Origin of the sequence: Actinoallomurus bryophytorum, from assembly GCF_006716425.1 — a bacterium.
GTDB lineage: Bacteria > Actinomycetota > Actinomycetes > Streptosporangiales > Streptosporangiaceae > Actinoallomurus > Actinoallomurus bryophytorum.
Genome location: NZ_VFOZ01000001.1, coordinates 7,687,633 through 7,705,262 on the forward strand (window position 1 = coordinate 7,687,633; position 17,630 = coordinate 7,705,262).

14 protein-coding genes are annotated in these 17,630 nt (G+C 70.4%); 11 read left to right on the plus strand and 3 right to left on the minus strand.

Going from position 1 to position 17,630, the window contains the following annotated elements; all coding sequences use genetic code 11:
• The first annotated feature begins 9 nt into the window (after positions 1-9).
• Both FB559_RS35620 and FB559_RS35625 read left to right on the plus strand, forming a co-directional pair.
• A complete protein-coding gene (locus FB559_RS35620) occupies positions 10-1,914 on the plus strand; it encodes a glycogen debranching N-terminal domain-containing protein (protein WP_141961309.1) in 1,905 nt (634 codons plus the stop codon).
• A gap of 97 nt (positions 1,915-2,011) precedes the next feature.
• Positions 2,012-2,428: an NmrA family NAD(P)-binding protein gene (locus tag FB559_RS35625; RefSeq protein ID WP_185792553.1), complete on the plus strand. Its 417-nt coding sequence runs from the start codon at positions 2,012-2,014 to the stop codon at positions 2,426-2,428.
• Between the two features lie 79 nt (positions 2,429-2,507).
• On the opposite strand, the gene FB559_RS35630 is transcribed toward FB559_RS35625, so the two are convergent.
• Together FB559_RS35630 and FB559_RS35635 are read right to left on the minus strand one after the other, a co-directional pair.
• Positions 2,508-3,359: a PAC2 family protein gene (locus FB559_RS35630; protein WP_141961310.1), complete on the minus strand. Its 852-nt coding sequence runs from the start codon at positions 3,357-3,359 to the stop codon at positions 2,508-2,510.
• A 102-nt stretch (positions 3,360-3,461) separates the two neighbouring features.
• Entirely contained in the window at positions 3,462-3,920 is a 459-nt protein-coding gene (locus tag FB559_RS35635) for a universal stress protein (RefSeq protein WP_141961311.1), read from the minus strand.
• Positions 3,921-4,082: 162 nt separating this feature from the next.
• Here FB559_RS35635 and metH point away from each other — a divergent pair, with 162 nt between their 5' ends.
• The 3 genes from metH (at position 4,083) to FB559_RS35650 (ending at position 9,307) form a co-directional block, all read left to right on the plus strand.
• Entirely contained in the window at positions 4,083-7,574 is a 3,492-nt protein-coding gene (gene metH / locus FB559_RS35640) for a methionine synthase (RefSeq protein WP_141961312.1), read from the plus strand.
• Between the two features lie 53 nt (positions 7,575-7,627).
• Entirely contained in the window at positions 7,628-8,548 is a 921-nt protein-coding gene (locus FB559_RS35645; RefSeq protein WP_141961313.1) for an aldo/keto reductase, read from the plus strand.
• Between the two features lie 78 nt (positions 8,549-8,626).
• A complete protein-coding gene (locus FB559_RS35650; protein ID WP_342781010.1) occupies positions 8,627-9,307 on the plus strand; it encodes an HAD family hydrolase in 681 nt (226 codons plus the stop codon).
• Here the strand turns inward: FB559_RS35650 and FB559_RS35655 are convergent.
• The gene (locus FB559_RS35655; RefSeq protein ID WP_141961314.1) at positions 9,258-10,541 is read right to left on the minus strand and encodes an MFS transporter; all 1,284 of its coding nucleotides are present in this window, start codon (positions 10,539-10,541) and stop codon (positions 9,258-9,260) included. The two genes, FB559_RS35650 and FB559_RS35655, sit on opposite strands and share 50 nt — an antisense overlap.
• 70 nt (positions 10,542-10,611) lie before the next feature.
• Here FB559_RS35655 and FB559_RS35660 point away from each other — a divergent pair, with 70 nt between their 5' ends.
• The 6 genes from FB559_RS35660 to FB559_RS35685 all read left to right on the plus strand — a co-directional run bounded on the left by FB559_RS35660 (position 10,612) and on the right by FB559_RS35685 (position 17,621).
• A complete protein-coding gene (locus FB559_RS35660) occupies positions 10,612-11,589 on the plus strand; it encodes an ArsR/SmtB family transcription factor (RefSeq protein ID WP_141961315.1) in 978 nt (325 codons plus the stop codon).
• Positions 11,590-11,736: 147 nt separating this feature from the next.
• Positions 11,737-12,165 (plus strand): hypothetical protein, encoded by a 429-nt coding sequence (locus FB559_RS35665; RefSeq protein WP_141961316.1) that lies wholly within the window; start codon positions 11,737-11,739, stop codon positions 12,163-12,165.
• Between the two features lie 468 nt (positions 12,166-12,633).
• Complete coding sequence (locus FB559_RS35670) at positions 12,634-13,635, plus strand: ABC transporter permease (protein WP_141961317.1); 1,002 nt, start codon at positions 12,634-12,636, stop codon at positions 13,633-13,635.
• A gap of 63 nt (positions 13,636-13,698) precedes the next feature.
• On the plus strand, positions 13,699-15,447 hold the full coding sequence (locus tag FB559_RS35675; protein WP_141961318.1) for an ABC transporter substrate-binding protein: 1,749 nt from the start codon (positions 13,699-13,701) through the stop codon (positions 15,445-15,447).
• A gap of 93 nt (positions 15,448-15,540) precedes the next feature.
• Positions 15,541-16,554: an ABC transporter permease gene (locus FB559_RS35680; RefSeq protein WP_141961319.1), complete on the plus strand. Its 1,014-nt coding sequence runs from the start codon at positions 15,541-15,543 to the stop codon at positions 16,552-16,554.
• Positions 16,551-17,621: an ABC transporter ATP-binding protein gene (locus FB559_RS35685; RefSeq protein ID WP_141961320.1), complete on the plus strand. Its 1,071-nt coding sequence runs from the start codon at positions 16,551-16,553 to the stop codon at positions 17,619-17,621. Before FB559_RS35680 ends, FB559_RS35685 begins: the two co-directional genes overlap by 4 nt.
• Positions 17,622-17,630 lie beyond the last annotated feature (9 nt).

Here is a 17,630-nt window from a genome sequence, read left to right on the forward strand (position 1 = left end):
AGGAGACACGTGCCCGAAGGACCCCCCGGACCTCCCGGCGAGACGCCCAGGCATCAGCCCTCACTCCACGAGCACCTGAGCTGCGTCGCCGCGCCCGCGACGTGGCTGTCCCCGCCCGGCGCACAGCTCACCGGGGGCGCCGACGGCCTGTACGTCTCCGACCGCCGCGTGCTGTCGCGTCTCCTGGTGACCCTCGACGGCGCCGAACCCGAGCCGCGGGAGGCGGTCCTGCGCGGCGCGGACAGCGCACGGTTCACCGCCACTCGTGGCACCCTGACGGTCGAACGCCTGCGTACCGTGCGCCACGACGGCGGGACCGAGCGGATCACCGTCCGCAACGACGGCGCGAGCCCCGTCACGGCGAGGCTCGCGATCACGGCGGCGGCCGACTTCGCCCCGATCAGCGCCGTGAAGGCGGGCGATCCGCCACCGCTGGAGACCGTACTGCGCGGCGGCGTGGTCGCCGGTCCCGGCGGCTATGAGGTGCGCCTGGACGGCCCCGTGGACGTGGAGCTCACCCTGGCGCCGGGCGAGCACGTCACCACGACCCTCGCCGTACGTGCCACGCCGCCACCCGGCCCCGGCTTCCGCCCAGCGCCGCCGGACGGTCCGCCGCCCTGGGCACGGGCGCCCCTGACCGTACGCTCGGCCGACGACCGGATCGGCGCGCTGGTGACCCAGGGGATCGCCGACCTCGGCGCCCTGCTCCTCGCCGACGAGGGAGACCTCTACTGCGGGGCCGGCAGCCCCTGGTACCTCACGCTGTTCGGCCGCGACGCCCTGTGGACCGCGCGGCTCGCCCTTCCGCTCGGCCACGAGCTCGCGGCCGGCACCCTGCGTGCGCTGGCCCGTCACCAGGGCGCCGGCCACGACCCGGTCACCGAGGAGGAGCCCGGCAAGATCCCGCACGAGCTGCGGCCCGCCCACGCCCCCGGATCGCTGCCGCCGGTCTACTACGGGTCGGTCGACGCCACCGCGCTGTTCGTCATCACCCTGGCCGAGGCGTGGCGCTGGGGGATGCCCGCCACCGAGGTCCGTGCCCTCCTGCCCGCCGCCGAGAAGGCCCTGGGCTGGCTCCGGTCGTTCGGGGAGTTCGTGTCGTACCGCGGCTCGGCCGACCGGCTGGCGAACCAGGGGTGGAAGGATTCGGTGGACGGCGTCCAGCACGAGGACGGCACGCTCGCCGCCTCGCCGATCGCGCTGGCGGAGGTGCAGGCGTACGCCTACCAGGCGGCCACGCTCGGCGCGGACCTGCTCGACGTGTACGGCACCGGCGGGGACGGCCACCGGCGGTGGGCGGAGGGGCTGGCGGCCCGCTTCCGTGAACGGTTCTGGCTGGACGACGGCTACCCGGCGATCGCGATCGACGGGATGGGCAGGCCCGTCGACGGCCTCGCCTCGAACGCCGGGCACCTGCTGGGCACCGGCCTGCTCACTCCGGAGGAGGAGGACCGCGTCGCGGATCGGCTGATGGAGCTGCACTCCGGCTGGGGGCTGCGGACGCTGACCGACCGGGCCGCCGGGTATGACCCGGTCTCGTACCACCTCGGCTCGGTCTGGCCGCACGACACCGTGATCGCGATGCTCGGCCTGAGCCGTTCGGGCCACACCGAACACGCCGCGACACTCGCGCGCGGACTGATCGCCGCCGGGGCCGCGTTCGGATACCGGCTGCCCGAGCTGTTCGGCGGCCAGGACGCCGGGGGAGTGCCCGTGCCCTATCCGGCGGCCTGCCGTCCGCAGGCGTGGAGCGCGGCCGTGTCCCCGGCGCTGGTCACCGTCCTGCTCGGCCTCGACCCGGACGTGCCCGCCGGGCGTACGACGGTCGCGCCCCTGCCGGGCTTCGGCGAGATGCGGATCACCGGCGTACGCGTCGGCGAGGCGCCGTCGGCCTTCACGATCGACCTTCCATGACGGCGGAGCCACCGGCACTGCCGGCGGCCGGCCGTGCCTCGCCGGCCACCGTCAGGTGGGCGGAGGCGGTGATCCGGGCGATGGAGCCGGCGAGCCGGTGTCGCTCGTCGGAAGGCAGTGCGCTGGTGATGTCGGGCATGCGTTCGGCGACGTCGGCGTAGAGCGCGCCGACGAACTGATCGCCGTGCGGGACATCGGGCAGATCAGCGCCTCGTTCCTTCTCGGGGCCGCGGAGGCACCCGGCGGTGCCATCGAGATCGCCGGCGACGAGCGCACCGGCAGCCGGATCGCCGCCGCGTTCGGCGAGCACGCCGGTCTTCCGGCACGGTACGAGGCTCTGCCCGTGCAGGTGCTCGGGGACGACCCGGACACGCAGGCGATGTTCCGCTGGTTCGCCGAGACGCCCGCCTACCAGGCCGACATCGAGGCGGTGAAGGCGATCGAGCAGGGTGCGTGGGACCTGCCCGCGTGGCTACGCCCCAGCGGCTGGACGCTCCCGGCCACAGTGCGGTGACAACCGCGTCGTGGCGGGGCGCGGCCAGTGACCTCGGTGCCCGGATGAGGTCGGCGAGCTGGTCCCAGGGCCGGTCGTCCTAGTCGGGATCGCCGCCGCGGCGCCGTAGATAACGCTCGAACTCCCGCGCGATCGCGTCGCCGCTGGCCTCCGGCAGCTCCGTGGCGTCCTTCTGCTCCTCCAGGGCCCGTACGTACTCGGCGACCTCGGTGTCCTGCTCGGCGAGCTCGTTGACCCCGCGCTCCCAGGCGCGTGCCTGCTCGGGCAGGTCGCCCATGGGGACCGAGACGTCCAGCAGGTCCTCGACCCAGCGCAGCAGCGCCAGCGTGGCCTTGGGGGAGGGGGGCTGGGCGACGTAGTGGGGGACCGCGGCCCACAGGGACACGGTCTCCAGCCCGGCCGTCGCGAACGCGTCCTGCAGCACGCCGAGCACGCCCGTCGGTCCCTCGTAGCGGGCCGGTTCGAGCTGGAGCCGCGTGGTCAGGCCGTCGTCGGAGGAGGCGGCCGTCACGGGTACCGGCCGGGTGTGCGGCGCGTCCGCCAGCAGCGCGCCGAGGAGCACGGCCGTCTCCACGCCGAGCTCCAGCATGATGCCCACGATGTCCTGGCAGAACGAGCGCCAGCGCATGTTCGGCTCGATGCCGTGGACGAGGACGACGTCGCGGTCGGAGCCGGGCATCTTGGCCAGGGACATCCGGGTCGTCGGCCAGCTGATGCGCCGCGTCTGGCCGTCGACCATCTCGACCGTGGGGCGCGTCACCTGGAAGTCGTAGTAGTCATCGGGGTCGAGCGCGGCCAGTGGGGTGGCGCCCCAACTCTCCTCCAGATGCTGGATCACGCCGCTCGCCGCCTCACCGGCGTCGTTCCACCCCTCGAAGGCGGCGATCACCACCGGCTCGACGAGCTCGGGCACATCGTCGAGCTCGACCACGCGCTGCCTCCTCATCGGTGCGTCCGTTACACGACATCTCAAGCCTATGTCCTGTAAGCCGCCCGGCGCCCACCGGTGATCGGGCTCCTGGCGGGCGGACGGCTATTTGCCCTCGGTGGTGTGAACGATGAGTACGTCGCAGCGCGCCCGATGGGAGAGGTTGGCCGGGACCGAGCCCAGCAGCCGTCCGGCGAGGGTGTTCAGCCCCCGGTTGCCGACGACGACGAGGTCCACCTCGCGGTCACGGGCCAGTTCGAGCAGCGTGTCCACCGCATCACCGGCCACGGCGACCTCATCGACATCCTTGGCACCGCCGGCGAAGGCGCGCTCGCGTGCGGCCCTCAGCACGTCGTCGGCGGGGGTCGAGCCCTCGACCTTGTAGGCCAGGTCGCCGAGCTGGTCGCCCGCGCGGGCACGCTCGCGGTCCGGCATCGGCTCGTAGGCGCAGACCAGGATGAGTTTCGCCCCGGAATCGGCGGCGACCCGCCCCGCCCGGTCGACGGCGCGGAACGAGGAGTCGGAACCGTCGGTGCCGACGAGGACCTTGCGGTACGAAGCCACGGATGCTCCTTAGAGGCGGCCGTTGTTGGAGAACATGTCAGTAGTAGCAACGGAACAGGACGGTAACGGTTACGGAACGCGTGTGGGCGGTGACTTCGGTCACCGGTCGATGACGATCATCGAAATCCGGGCCCGATGGGGGCGCGGATAGGCTGGACAACCATGAGCGCGACTCCTGAGACATTGCGTCAGGCTCTTCGTGATCGTGTCATCGTGGCTGATGGGGGCATGGGGACGATGCTCCAGGCGGCCTCGCCGTCGCTGGAGGACTTCGAGGGACACGAGGGCTGCAACGAGGTCCTCAACGTGACCCGGCCGGACATCGTGCGCGGGGTGCACGAGGAATATTTCGCGGTGGGTTCGGACTGCGTCGAGACCAACACGTTCGGCGCGAACCTCGCAAATCTTGGCGAATACGGCATCACCGAGCGCATCGAGGAGCTGTCGGAGGCCGGGGCGCGGATCGCCGCCGAGGTCGCCGCCGGGCTGACCACGCCCGAGCGTCCCCGCTGGGTCCTGGGGTCGATGGGGCCGGGCACCAAGCTGCCGACCCTGGGCCACGTGCCCTTCGCCGACCTGCGTGACGCCTACGAGCGCAACGCCGCCGGCCTGATCGCGGGCGGCGCCCACGGCCTGATCGTCGAGACCTGCCAGGACCTGCTGCAGGCCAAGGCCGCCATCATCGGCGCCAAGCGCGCGATCGCCGCCGCGGGCACCGGCACCGTCCTCATCGGCCAGGTCACGATCGAGCAGAACGGCGCCATGCTGCTCGGCTCGGAGATCGGCGCGGCGCTGACCGCGCTGGAGCCGCTCGAGCTGGACGTGATCGGGCTCAACTGCGCGACCGGCCCGGCCGAGATGAGCGAGCACCTGCGCTACCTCGCCCGGCACGCGACCATGCTGCTGTCCTGCATGCCCAACGCCGGACTGCCCGAGCTCACCGCCGACGGCGCGCGCTACCCGCTGACCCCGGGCGAGCTGGCCGACGCCCATGACACCTTCACACGGGAGTTCGGCCTGTCGCTGGTCGGCGGGTGCTGCGGCTCGACGCCCGAGCACATCCGCCGGCTGGTCGAGCGCGTCGGCCCGGCGCCGCAGGGCCCGGGCCGCGAGGTCGCCCGCCGCAGGCCGCGCCCCGAGGCCGGCGCCGCCTCCCTCTACCAGCATGTGCCGTTCCGGCAGGACACCTCCTACCTGGCGATCGGGGAGCGCACCAACGCCAACGGCTCCAGGGCCTTCCGCGAGGCCATGCTGGAGGAGCGCTGGGACGACTGCGTCAAGATCGCCCGTGACCAGGCGCGTGACGGCGCCCACATGCTGGACCTGTGCGTCGACTACGTCGGCCGCGACGGCGTCGCGGACATGAAGGAGCTGGCGTTCCGCTTCGCGACCGCGGCGACGCTGCCGATCGTGCTGGACTCCACCGAGCCCCCGGTCATCCAGGCGGGCCTGGAGATGCTCGGCGGACGCGCCGTCATCAACTCCGTCAACTACGAGGACGGCGACGGCCCGGAGTCGCGCACCGCACGTCTGATGCCGGTCGTCAAGGAGCACGGCGCCGCCGTGATCGCGCTGACCATCGACGAGGAGGGTCAGGCGCGTACCGCGGACTGGAAGGTACGCGTCGCGACCCGGCTGATCGAGGACCTGACCGGCACCTGGGGCATGCGCGTCGAGGACATCATCGTCGACTGCCTCACCTTCACCATCGGCACGGGGCAGGAGGAGTCGCGGCGCGACGCCGTCGAGACGATCGACGCGATCCGCGGGCTGAAGCGCCGCTTCCCCGACGTCCAGACGACGCTGGGCCTGTCGAACGTGTCGTTCGGGCTGAATCCCGCGGCCCGCATCGTGCTCAACTCGGTCTTCCTGAACGAATGCGCCAACGCGGGGCTCGACTCGGCCATCGTGCACGCCTCCAAGATCCTCCCGATGGCGCGGATCCCGGACGAGCAGCGCCAGGTCGCGCTCGACCTCGTCTACGACCGGAGGCGCGACGGCTACGACCCGCTGCAGGAGTTCCTGGACCTGTTCGAGGGTGTCGACGTCGCGTCGCTGCGCGCCGCACGCGCCGAGGAGCTGGCCGGCCTGCCGCTGTGGGAGCGGCTGAAGCGCCGCATCGTCGACGGCGAGCTGAACGGCCTGCGGGCCGACCTGGACGAGGCGCTGTCCCAGCGGCCCGCGCTGGAGATCGTCAACGACGTCCTGCTGGACGGCATGAAGACCGTCGGCGAGCTGTTCGGCTCCGGCCAGATGCAGCTGCCGTTCGTGCTCCAGTCGGCCGAGGTGATGAAGACCGCGGTGGCCCATCTCGAGCCGCACATGGACAAGACCGACGACGGCGGCAAGGGCCGCATCGTGCTCGCGACCGTGAAGGGCGACGTCCACGACATCGGCAAGAACCTCGTCGACATCATCCTGTCCAACAACGGCTACGAGGTCTTCAACCTCGGCATCAAGCAGCCGATGTCCTCCATCCTGGATGCCGCCAAGGAGCACCGGGCCGACGTCATCGGCATGTCCGGGCTGCTGGTCAAGTCCACGGTGATCATGAAGGAGAACCTCGAGGAGCTGAACTCCCGCGGGCTGGCCGGGCGCTGGCCCGTGCTGCTCGGCGGCGCCGCGCTGACCCGCGCGTACGTCGAGCAGGACCTGGCCGGGCTGTTCGGCGGCGAGGTGCGCTACGCCAGGGACGCGTTCGAGGGGCTGCGGCTCATGGACGCCCTCATGGCGGTCAAGCGGGGTGTGGCGGGCGCCGAGCTCCCGCCGCTGCGCGAGCGCCGGGTCAGGACCGGGGCGAGGCTCAAGGTCACCGAGCCCGAGCAGATGCCGGCCAGGTCCGACGTGGCGACCGGCAACAAGCTGCCCGACCCGCCGTTCTGGGGTGACCGGGTCGTCAAGGGCATCCCGATGGCCGACTACACCGCCTTCCTGGACGAACGCGCCACCTTCATGGGCCAGTGGGGCCTCAAGGCGGCACGGAGCGGCGAGGGCCCGTCGTACGAGGAGCTGGTCGAGACCGAGGGACGCCCGCGCCTGCGGATGTGGCTCGACCGGATCCAGACCGGCGGCCTGGTCGAGGCGGGTGTCGTCTACGGCTACTTCCCGTGCGTCAGCGAGGGTGACGCCCTGGTCGTCCTGCACGACGACGGGTCCGAGCGGACCCGGTTCACCTTCCCCCGGCAGCGGCGCGACCGGCACCTGTGCCTGTCCGACTTCTTCCGCCCCCGCGAGTCCGGCGAGACCGACGTGGTCGGTTTCCAGCTCGTCACGGTCGGCTCCAGGATCGGCGGGAGCACGCAGGAGCTGTTCGAGAGGAACGCCTACCGCGACTACCTGGAGCTGCACGGGCTGTCCGTGCAGCTCGCCGAGGCACTGGCCGAGCACTGGCACACGCGCGTGCGCTCGGAGCTGGGCTTCGGCGGGCAGGACCCCGACGACGTCGAGGAGTTCTTCAAGCTCGGCTACCGCGGCGCGAGGTTCTCCCTGGGCTACGGGGCATGCCCCGACCTGGAGGACCGCGCCAAGATCGTCGAGCTGCTGAAGCCCGAGCGGATCGGCGTCCGCCTCTCGGAGGAGTTCCAGCTCGTTCCCGAGCAGTCCACCGACGCGATCATCGTCCACCACCCCGAGGCGAAGTACTTCAACACCTGAGGCACACCTCCCGGGGTGCCGGAGAACACGCACGTAGGGTGGGGTGAATGACTATGACGAAGATCGCTGACACAGACCTCGACGTGTTCCCGCTCTGCCTCGGTGGCAACGTCTTCGGCTGGACCGCGGACGAGGAGGCGTCATTCGCCGTCCTGGATGCGTACGCGGGGGCGGGCGGCAACTTCATCGACACCGCCGACATCTACGCGGGCGGCGAGTCGGAGAAGATCCTCGGCCGGTGGCTGGCCCGTCGCGGACGCCGCGACGACATCGTGATCGCCACCAAGGTGGGCATGGGCGCGCCCCCGGATCGCGGGAACCTCAAGGCCGAGACCATCCGCTCCGCGGTCGAGGGCTCGCTGAGGAGCCTGGCCGTCGACCACATCGATCTGTACTACGCGCACCGGGACGACCTGGGGACGCCGATCGAGGAGACCCTGGCCGCCTTCGACGACCTCGTACGCGAGGGCAAGGTCCGCCACATCGCGGCCTCCAACTACGAGGCGCCCCGGCTCGCCGCGGCACTGAAGATCTCCGACACCGAGGGCCTGGCCCGCTACGTGGCCCTGCAGCCCCACTACAACCTCGTCGACCGGGGCGGGTTCGAGGGCGACCTCGCCGACCTGTGCGCCCGCGAGAACATCGGCGTGATGCCCTACTTCGGCCTCGCCCGTGGCTTCCTCACCGGCAAGTACCGTCCGGGCGGCCCCGAGGGCGACAGCCCCCGGGCCAAGCGCGCGCGTGAGCACCTGGACGAGCGCGGCATCGCCGTGCTCGGCGTCCTCGACGAGGTGGCCGCCGCCCACGACACCAGCGTGGCCTCCGTGGCCCTGGCGTGGTTGCTGGCGCGGCCGACCGTCGTCGCGCCGATCGCCAGCGCGCGCGACACCGGGCAGCTCGCCGACCTGCTGGCCCTCGCGGACCTGCGGCTGACCGCCGACGAGGTGGACCGGCTGACCTCCGCCTCCGCCTGACACATCGCATCGCCACCGGGCCGGTCCGTACCGCGACCGGCCCGTGGCATGAGCGGCCGGGCACCTCACATAGGCTCGGTGATCCGATTCCCACGGCGCGCCGAGGAGGCGATGCAGGTGCTTCAAGCGGTCCTGTTCGACATGGACGGGCTGCTCGTGGACTCCGAGCGACTCTGGTTCGAGGCCGAGGCCGAGATCGCGGCCGATCTCGGGGTCGAATGGGGGCCACGGCACCAGGAGTCGCTGGTCGGCGGCTCCATCGGCCGTACGGTCGACTACATGCTCGCGCTCTCCGGACCGGTCCTGCCGGCCGAGGAGGTCGCCCGCCGGCTCCTGGACGGGATGGCCGAGCGGCTGCGCGCGAACGTCCCGATGATGCCGGGCGCCAAGGAGCTCCTCGACGAGGTACGCGAGGCCGGCGTCCCGTCCGCGCTCGTGTCCTCCACCAACCGGGCCCTGATGAATCGCGCCCTGGACGGCATCGGCCGCGACCGGCTCACCGTCACCGTCGCCGGTGACGAGGTCGGCCACACCAAGCCCCACCCCGAGCCCTACCTCACCGCCGCGCGGCTCCTGGACGCCGACCCGCGCCACTGCGTCGCGCTGGAGGACTCACCCACCGGCGCCGAGAGCGCGGCCGCGGCCGGCTGCCACGTCGTCGCCGTGCCGAGCGTGGTGCCGATCTCCGCGGCGCCCGGCCGTACGGTCGTCAGCTCGCTGCTCGATGTCGATCTGGCCCGGCTGCGCTCTCTCGTCTGACGACCTGGGCGGTCTGCCCGTCGCGGTCGGCGCGGCGGGGAGCCCGCAGGACCGCGACCGTCACGAGGCCCGCGAACCCGGCCGCGGCGATCACCCGGTCGGGGGGTACGACCTCGGCCACCGCTCCGGCGGCGGCGAACCCGAGCCCCTGGGTGGCCATCAGCACCGAGGTGTTCACGGTGTAGGCACGGCCGAGCAGGTCCGGCGGCGTGACGTCCAGCAGGAGCTGGTCCAGCCCCAGCAGGTAGGCGCCGCACAGCCCCGACACCGCCAGGAGGACCAGCGCCGGTGCCAGCGAGGGATCCAGCACGAACACCAGCAACGGGACGAACCCGCAGGCGGCGAGCGGCGTCGTGAGCCCGCCGCGCCGGGCCGCCGGAACCAGCCAGACCCCGGCGAGCTCGCCGGCGACCGTGCCCACCGGCCCGGCCGCCAGCCACCAGCCGGTCGCCGACGACGGCAGGCCGCGCGCGGCCGCCGAGGGCGCGGCCAGCGCCTCGGGGACCACCATGAGCAGTGGCACCAGCCAGCCCAGCAGCAGCACCCGGCGAAGCGGCCGGTCGCGCAGGACCTGCCCGACACCGCGCAGAGAGTCGGCCGCCAGCGAGGCCCGGGGCCCGTCACGGTGTGCCTTCTCCGGGTGTGCCCCCAAGAACACCCGGAGGACGCACGCCGAGGCCGCGTACGTCACCACTCCGGCCCCCAGCACGGCGCGTGGTGAAAGGTCGGCCAGCAGGCCGCCGCCCACGGCGTACCCGGCGATCTGCGCGCCCTGGGAGACCATGCGGAACAGCGAGCGCGCCGGGACCACCACCTCGGGCGGCAGGACCCTCGGAAGCAGGGCGCTACGGGCCCCGGTGGACAGCGGCGTCAGCAGGCTCAGCCCGAACAGCAGCGCGAACAACGCCGGCACCGGCACCTCCGGCACCGTCATCACCGCCACCAGGACCGCGCCGCCCAGATCGCAGCAGACCAGCAGCCGCCGTACCGGCACCCGGTCCACCAGCCCCGACAGCAGGGTCCCGCCGAGCAGGTACGGCACGAACATCGTGGTGAACGTCAGCGCCGACAGCAGCGGGGAGTTCGTCCGGCGGTAGACGAGCACGACGATCGCCAGGCTCGCGACGACGTAGCCGAGCATGGAGACGACGAGCGCGCCGAACAGCACGCGGAACTCGGTGGAGGCGAACGCGTCGCGGTAGCGGCCCGCAGGAACCTTGTCGCTCGTTGTCACCCCGCGAAGCTGACATGACTACTCTGGCAGTGCGAAAGATTCGGACAGGGACGAATCAGAACAGGTGGGCATGAGCGCGACGCGGCTGGTGGCGGGCAGTGGAGACCTGCTGCTCTGCCGGTTCGCCGCCTCGCCCCTCTGGGAGACGGTGCACGCGGCGCGCGTCTTCGTCGACCCCCGGTCACGGCCCTACATGCGGCCGTGGTGGGAGCAGGTACGCGACCGTCACCCGTCGCCCGAGCTGCTCTCCCTGTACGCCCGGCACGGATACACCCCCGACTTCTTCATCCAGCCACTGAGCGGCGGCGCCCCGCGCATCGAGGACCAGCTCGACGCCGTACGCGCCACCCCGCCCGCCCAGGTCGAGGCCGAGCTGCGGCGCGTGGACCTGTCCCGGTCCACGTCACCCGATGCCGTACGCGCGATGCTCGCCGACCCGGAGGCGGCACGGGACCGGATCGCCGGCCACCTCGCGGACGCCTGGCAGCGGCTGGTGCTGCCCTGGTGGCCGCGGGTGCGCGAGCTCATCGACGCCGACATCGAGTACCGCTCCCGCGTCCTGGCCGCGCGCGGCCTCGGGGAGGTCATCGACGGCCTGCACGAGCGGATCCGCTGGACCGGCCAGGCCATCGTCATCGAACCGGGCCCGAAGCAGGAGCGCGAGCTCGGCGGCGAAGGGCTGATCCTGATGCCGAGCGCGTTCGGGTGGCCCATCGTCACGGCGGTCGTGGACCGGCCCTGGCAGCCGACGCTGATCTACCCGGTACGCGGCATCGGCGAGCTCCTGGGCGGCCGGGCGACCGCCTCCGCACCGCTCGCCCGGCTGCTCGGGCGTACCCGCGCGCTGATCCTGACCGATCTCGCGGATCCGGCCTCGACCGCCGCCCTCGCCGCCCGTCACGGGCTGGCCGCCTCCACCGTCTCGGCGCACCTGACCGCGTTGGAGGGCGCCGGGCTCCTCACCCGCAGGCGGCACGGCCATGAGGTGCGCTATCGCCGTACCCCGCTGGGCCGGGCCCTGGCCGAAGGGCTCATGCCGGGGGAGTAGGGCCGAACCGTCCCACCGGAGGAGGGCCGTTCGCGTCATGACGTGTCACCATGGGGACTACCAGCCGCAATAAGCGGACGAATCACACCACACGGCCGGTCCGGCCGTGGGAACACGCCGGCCAGTCCGGCCCAGCGAGGTGCCGCGATGAGTGACGTTCTTCTCTTCACGATCAGTCTTGCCGTCACGGCGCTGGGGCTGGTGGGCAGCTGGGCGGTCACGCGCAGGCGCGGGGCCGCGTCGGGGCTGCGCGGCGCGGCCTGGTCGCTGGTTCCGCTGGGCGCCTACCTGACGGGGCTGACGAAGTTCCTGTCCGACCTGGTGTTCAGCCCGGTCAAGTGGGCGGGGGTCATCGTGCTCGGGCTCGGCGCGGTGCTCTACATGACCTCGGGCGTGATGCTGCGCAGGGGCGGCGACGCCACCGAGGTGGAGGCCGGGCCGAAGAAAAGCCGGCAGGCCCCGGCGAAGGCGGCGTCGAAGGGCGCTCCCAAGGCCGCGATCGAAAAGCGGCAGCAGTCCGTCGACCCGGATCTCGCCGAGATCGAGCAGATTTTGAAGAACCGCGGCATCAGCTGATGACCTGCGCAGACGAGGGACTGGTGTGACGCGCTGGTTGCACATGTTCACGAGCGTGTAACACCTCATACGCGCTTGATGACGACGAGATCACAATCGAGACACGGGTACTAGCGCCGACCTGCTCCCGGGCGTGAGAGTCATCCGGGGGGAGGTAGGTTCCCTCTCCAATGGACGCATATGTCAGTCACATATGCCCGGTTTCACATGTGGAGCGACCGGGGTCCGTTGACGGCAATGCCGCCGAGCGTGGGAGGTACCCCGGTGACCGAGCGTAGCGAGGGAACCAGTCAACGCAGCACCTTGGTCGCGGCGCCGACGAAGGAGGTGTCGTGACCGAGCGTAGCGAGGGAACCGATCAGCACAGCACCTTGGTCGCGGCGCCGACGAAGGAGGTGTCGTGACCGAGCGTAGCGAGGGAACCGATCAGCACAGCACCTTGGTCGCGGCGCCGACGAAGGAGGTGTCGTGACCGCACCGATCGAGGTGTCCGGTTCCGATATCGAAGCACAGCCGGAGGCCGTGCTCGCGGGTATGGGCGGCAAGGTCGAGGGCCGCTCGCTCGGTCAGATCGCCTGGATGCGGCTCCGGCGCGACAAGGTGGCGATGTTCGGCGGCGTCGTGGTGCTCCTGTTGATCATCATGGCGGTCTCCGCGCCGCTGCTCGTCAAGTGGTTCGGGTATCCGCCGAGCGAGTTCCACCAGAACTACATCGACCCGAGCCTCCAGCGCCCGCTCCACGGACCCTGGCACTCGGGCATCAGCAGCAAGTTCCTGCTCGGCGTCGAGCCCACGACGGGCCGTGACATCTTCAGCCGGATCGTCACCGGGGCCTGGATCTCCCTGTTGATCGCCTTCCTCGCGACCCTGCTCTCGGTGGTCATCGGTTCGACGCTGGGGATCATCGCCGGCTACTTCGGTGGCTGGGTGGACACGCTGATCGCCCGTGCCATGGACGTCTTCCTGGCCTTCCCGATCCTGCTGTTCGCCATCGCGCTGGCGGGCGTCGTCCAGGGCAAGGTGTGGGGACTGTCCGGGAACGGACTCCGCATCAGCCTGCTGATCTTCATCATCGGCTTCTTCAACTGGGCCTATATCGGCCGGATCATCCGGGGTCAGACGCTCTCTCTGCGCGAACGCGAGTTCGTCGACGCGGCGCGCTCGATGGGGGCGCGGGCGCCCTACATCCTCTTCCGCGAGCTGCTGCCGAACCTCCTCGCCCCGATCCTGGTCTACTCCACGCTGCTCATCCCGACGAACATCCTGTTCGAGGCGGCGCTCTCCTATCTCGGGGTGGGAGTCAACGAGCCGACACCCACGTGGGGCGGCATGCTCGCCACGGCGGTCCCGATCTACTCGATCGACCCCTGGTTCATGATCGTCCCGGGCCTCGCGATCTTCGTGACGGTTCTGGCCTTCAACCTCTTCGGCGACGGTCTACGCGACGCCCTGGACCCTCGTAGTCGCTGATCGCAATTGTGCCGATTGAACCCAATTTTCCAGAGTTCGTTCCTGAAGGAGGAATGCAACCAAATGAGGAGAAGAACCTCTCTGGTGGCGGTGGGCGCAGCACTGGCCCTCGCCCTGGCCGCGTGCGGAGGCACCGGTGATTCCAGCAGCAGTAGCAGCGGGAACGGCACTTTCAACGCGGGCCTGACCGGTGTGGTCAACCCGTCGACCAAGGCCGGTGGCACGCTGCGCGTCGGCAACGCCGGTGACTGGGACAACGTCGACCCGGCGGACACGTACTACGGGTTCTCCTGGGACTTCATCCACCTGTACGGCCGGGCGCTGACGATGTTCAAGCCCGTACCGGGCAAGGACGGCCAGCAGCTGGTCCCCGACCTGGCGACGAACCTCGGCGAGCACAGTGCCGACTTCAAGACCTGGACCTACCACCTCAAGCCCGGCATCAAGTACGAGGACGGCACTCCGGTCCGCGCCCAGGACGTCAAGTACGACGTCGAGCGCACGCTGGACAAGAACACGTTCCCGAACGGCCCCACGTACTTCGGTGACTTCCTCGACACCAAGGGCTACACCTCGCCCTACAAGGACAAGACCCCGGGGCACCTGGGTCTGAAGGCCGTCGAGACGCCGGACGACACCACGATCATCTTCCACCTGAAGAAGGCCTACGCGGGCTTCGACTACTTCGCGATGCTGCCGGCCACCATCCCGGTGCCGCCCGCGAAGGACACCGGTGCGAACTACAAGCAGCACGTGATCTCGACCGGCCCGTACAAGTTCGAGAACTACACCCCGGGCAAGTCGCTGAACCTGGTCCGCAACACCAACTGGGACCCGGCCACCGACCCGAACCGCAAGGCCCTGCCGGACCGGATCCAGGTCCAGCTCGGCATCGCGGCCGATGACCTGGACAACCGCCTGATGGCGAACTCCATCGACCTGGACGTGGCCGGTACGGGCGTGCAGGCGGCGGCCGCGGCCAAGATCCAGACGAACGCGAACCTGAAGAAGAACGCGGACGCCTCGCCGACGGCGCGGCTGAACTACATCTCGATCTCCTCTTCGGTGCCGCCGTTCGACAACATCCACTGCCGTCGTGCGGTGGAGTACGCGACCGACAAGGCCGCCATGCAGACCGCCTGGGGCGGTCCGCTCTCCGGCGGTGACGTCGCGACGCACCTGATGATGCCGCTGATCCCGGGCAACCAGGACATCAACCCGTACCCGTCGGGTCCGGGCAACCACGGCGACCTGGCCAAGGCCAAGTCCGAGCTGCAGCAGTGCGGCAAGCCGAACGGCTTCAGCACCGTCATCTCGGCGCGCACCGAGCGGCCCAAGGAGGTCAACGCCGCGCTCGCGATGCAGCAGGGCCTGCAGAAGGTCGGCATCAAGGCCGAGATCAAGAAGTACCCGCAGGGCGACTACTTCAAGCTGTACGCCGGCAAGCCGGACTACGTGAAGAAGAACGACCTCGGCCTGATCAGCATGTCGTGGGGCGCCGACTGGGTGGAGGGCTTCGGCTACCTGTCCCAGATCGTCGACAGCCGCGTCATCCGTGACGCCGGCAACACGAACCTGGGTGTCCAGGACTCGGCCGTCGACAAGCTGCTCGACAAGGCGAACACGACCCCCGACGTCGCCGCCCGCGGTGCGATCTACGCCCAGATCGACGCCAAGGTCATGGACGACGCGTACATGGTGCCGTTCCTTGATGTGAAGCAGCTGCTCTACCGGCCGCCGGGCCTCAAGAACGTCTATGTCAGCCAGGGCCTCAACGGCTACTACGACTACGCCCAGCTGGGCGTGAAGTAAGTAACCCGTCTCATAGAAGGCAGGTGAAGGCATCGGTGGACGGCGCGGCGGCGAAAGAGTGAACCCGCCCGCCGTCCACCGCAGCCAGGCACTGTGGTCAACTTCCTAATCCGGCGCCTGCTCGCCGCCATCGTCCTGCTCATCATCGTGAGCATGGTGACGTTCGCGATCTTCTTCCTCATCCCGAGGCTGACCGGCGCGAGTAGCAGCGACCTGGCCTCCCGGTACGTGGGCAAGACCGCCGGGCCCCAGGCGGTCCACGAGGTGGAGATCCGGCTCGGCCTGAACCGGCCGCTGGTGGTGCAGTACTGGAACTTCGTCAAGGGCATCGTCGTCGGGGCGCACTACAACTTCGGCCCCTCGAAGGTGTACTGCGGGCCGCCGTGCTTCGGCTACTCCTTCGTCAACCAGACCCCGGTCTGGCCGGACCTGCTCGACCGGATGCCCGTCACGTTGTCGCTCGCCGGCGGCGCTGCGGTCATCTGGCTGGTGTTCGGCGTGACGACCGGCGTGGTCTCCGCGCTCAAGCGGGGAAGCGTGGTCGACCGGGTGTCGATGGGCATCGCCCTGGCGGGCGTGTCCCTGCCGATCTTCTTCACCGGTCTGCTGTCGCTGGCGATCTTCCGGGACAACCTCAAGCTCTTCCCCGGCGCCGGGACGTACGTCGGGCTCACCCAGAACCCGCTCACCTGGGCCTCCAACCTCGTCCTGCCATGGGTCACCCTGGCGTTCCTGCAGGCGGCGCTGTACGCGCGGCTGACACGTGCCGGGATGCTGGAGACGATGGGCGAGGACTACATCCGTACGGCACGGGCCAAAGGCCTGCCCGAACGCACCGTCATCGTCCGGCACGCGTTGCGCGCGACCCTCACCCCGGTGCTGACCATCTTCGGCATCGACCTGGGTACGCTCGTCGGCGGCGCGGTGCTGACCGAGGGAACGTTCTCTCTGCCCGGGCTCGGCAAGTTCGCCATCGACTCGATCAACAACAACGACCTGCCACGGGTGCTGGGCGTGGTCATGGTCGGAGCGTTCTTCATCGTGCTGGCCAACCTCGTCGTGGACGTCCTGTACGCGGTGATCGACCCGAGGGTGAGGCTCTCATGAGCGAGCGGAGCGAGCAGGCGGGCCAGGAGACGGTCGCCGCCCAGGCGCCGAAGGCGTTCCTGGAGGTCCGCGACCTGAAGATCCACTTCCCGACCGACGACGGTCTGGTGAAGTCCGTCGACGGGCTGTCCTTCGGCCTCGAACGCGGTCGTACGCTGGGCATCGTGGGGGAGTCCGGCTCGGGCAAGAGCGTGACGAGCCTGGGCCTGCTGGGTCTGCACAACCGCAAGAACGCGCAGGTCTCCGGCGAGATCTGGCTCGACGGCCAGGAGATCGTCGGCTCGTCACCGGAGCAGGTGCGGCGGATGCGCGGCCGGAAGATGTCGATGATCTTCCAGGACCCGCTGTCGTCGATGCATCCCTTCTACTCGATCGGCGCCCAGATCATCGAGGCGTACCGCATCCACAACGACGTCTCCAAGCAGGTCGCGCGCAAGCACGCCATCGACATGCTGGAGCGGGTCGGGATCCCGCAGCCGGACAAGCGCGTGGACGACTACCCGCACCAGTTCTCCGGCGGCATGCGGCAGCGCGCGATGATCGCGATGTCGCTGTCCTGCGACCCGGAACTCCTGATCGCCGACGAGCCCACGACGGCCCTCGACGTGACGGTCCAGGCGCAGATCCTGGACCTGATCCGTGACCTGCAGGAGGAGTTCAACTCCGCGGTCATCATCATCACCCACGACCTCGGCGTGGTCGCGGAGCTGTCCGATGACATCCTCGTGATGTACGGCGGCCGCTGCGTGGAGTACGGCGCCGTCGAGGACATCTTCCACGCGCCCGAGCACCCCTACACCTGGGGCCTGCTCGGCTCGATGCCCAGGCTGGACCGCGAGCGCTCCGACCGGCTCCTTCCGATCAAGGGCAGCCCGCCGAGCCTCATCAACGTGCCGCAGGGCTGCGCCTTCAACCCGCGCTGCACGTTCGCGGAGCTGAACGAGGGACGCAGCGAGACCGAGCGGCCGGAGCTGCGGGAGATCGCCCCCGGCCACCGGGTCGCGTGCCACCTGGACCGCGCGGACCGGCAACGCCTCTGGGAAGACGAGGTCAAGCCGAAGCTGTGAACGACTCTG

Bases quoted from the DNA above. Each gene is read 5' to 3' on its own strand.
- FB559_RS35660 (WP_141961315.1), top strand. From the start codon at position 10,612: ATGAGCGCGACGCGGCTGGTGGCGGGCAGTGGAGACCTGCTGCTCTGC.
- metH (WP_141961312.1), top strand. From the start codon at position 4,083: ATGAGCGCGACTCCTGAGACATTGCGTCAGGCTCTTCGTGATCGTGTC.
- FB559_RS35685 (WP_141961320.1), top strand. From the start codon at position 16,551: ATGAGCGAGCGGAGCGAGCAGGCGGGCCAGGAGACGGTCGCCGCCCAG.
- FB559_RS35645 (WP_141961313.1), top strand. From the start codon at position 7,628: ATGACGAAGATCGCTGACACAGACCTCGACGTGTTCCCGCTCTGCCTC.
- FB559_RS35665 (WP_141961316.1), top strand. From the start codon at position 11,737: ATGAGTGACGTTCTTCTCTTCACGATCAGTCTTGCCGTCACGGCGCTG.
- FB559_RS35675 (WP_141961318.1), top strand. From the start codon at position 13,699: ATGAGGAGAAGAACCTCTCTGGTGGCGGTGGGCGCAGCACTGGCCCTC.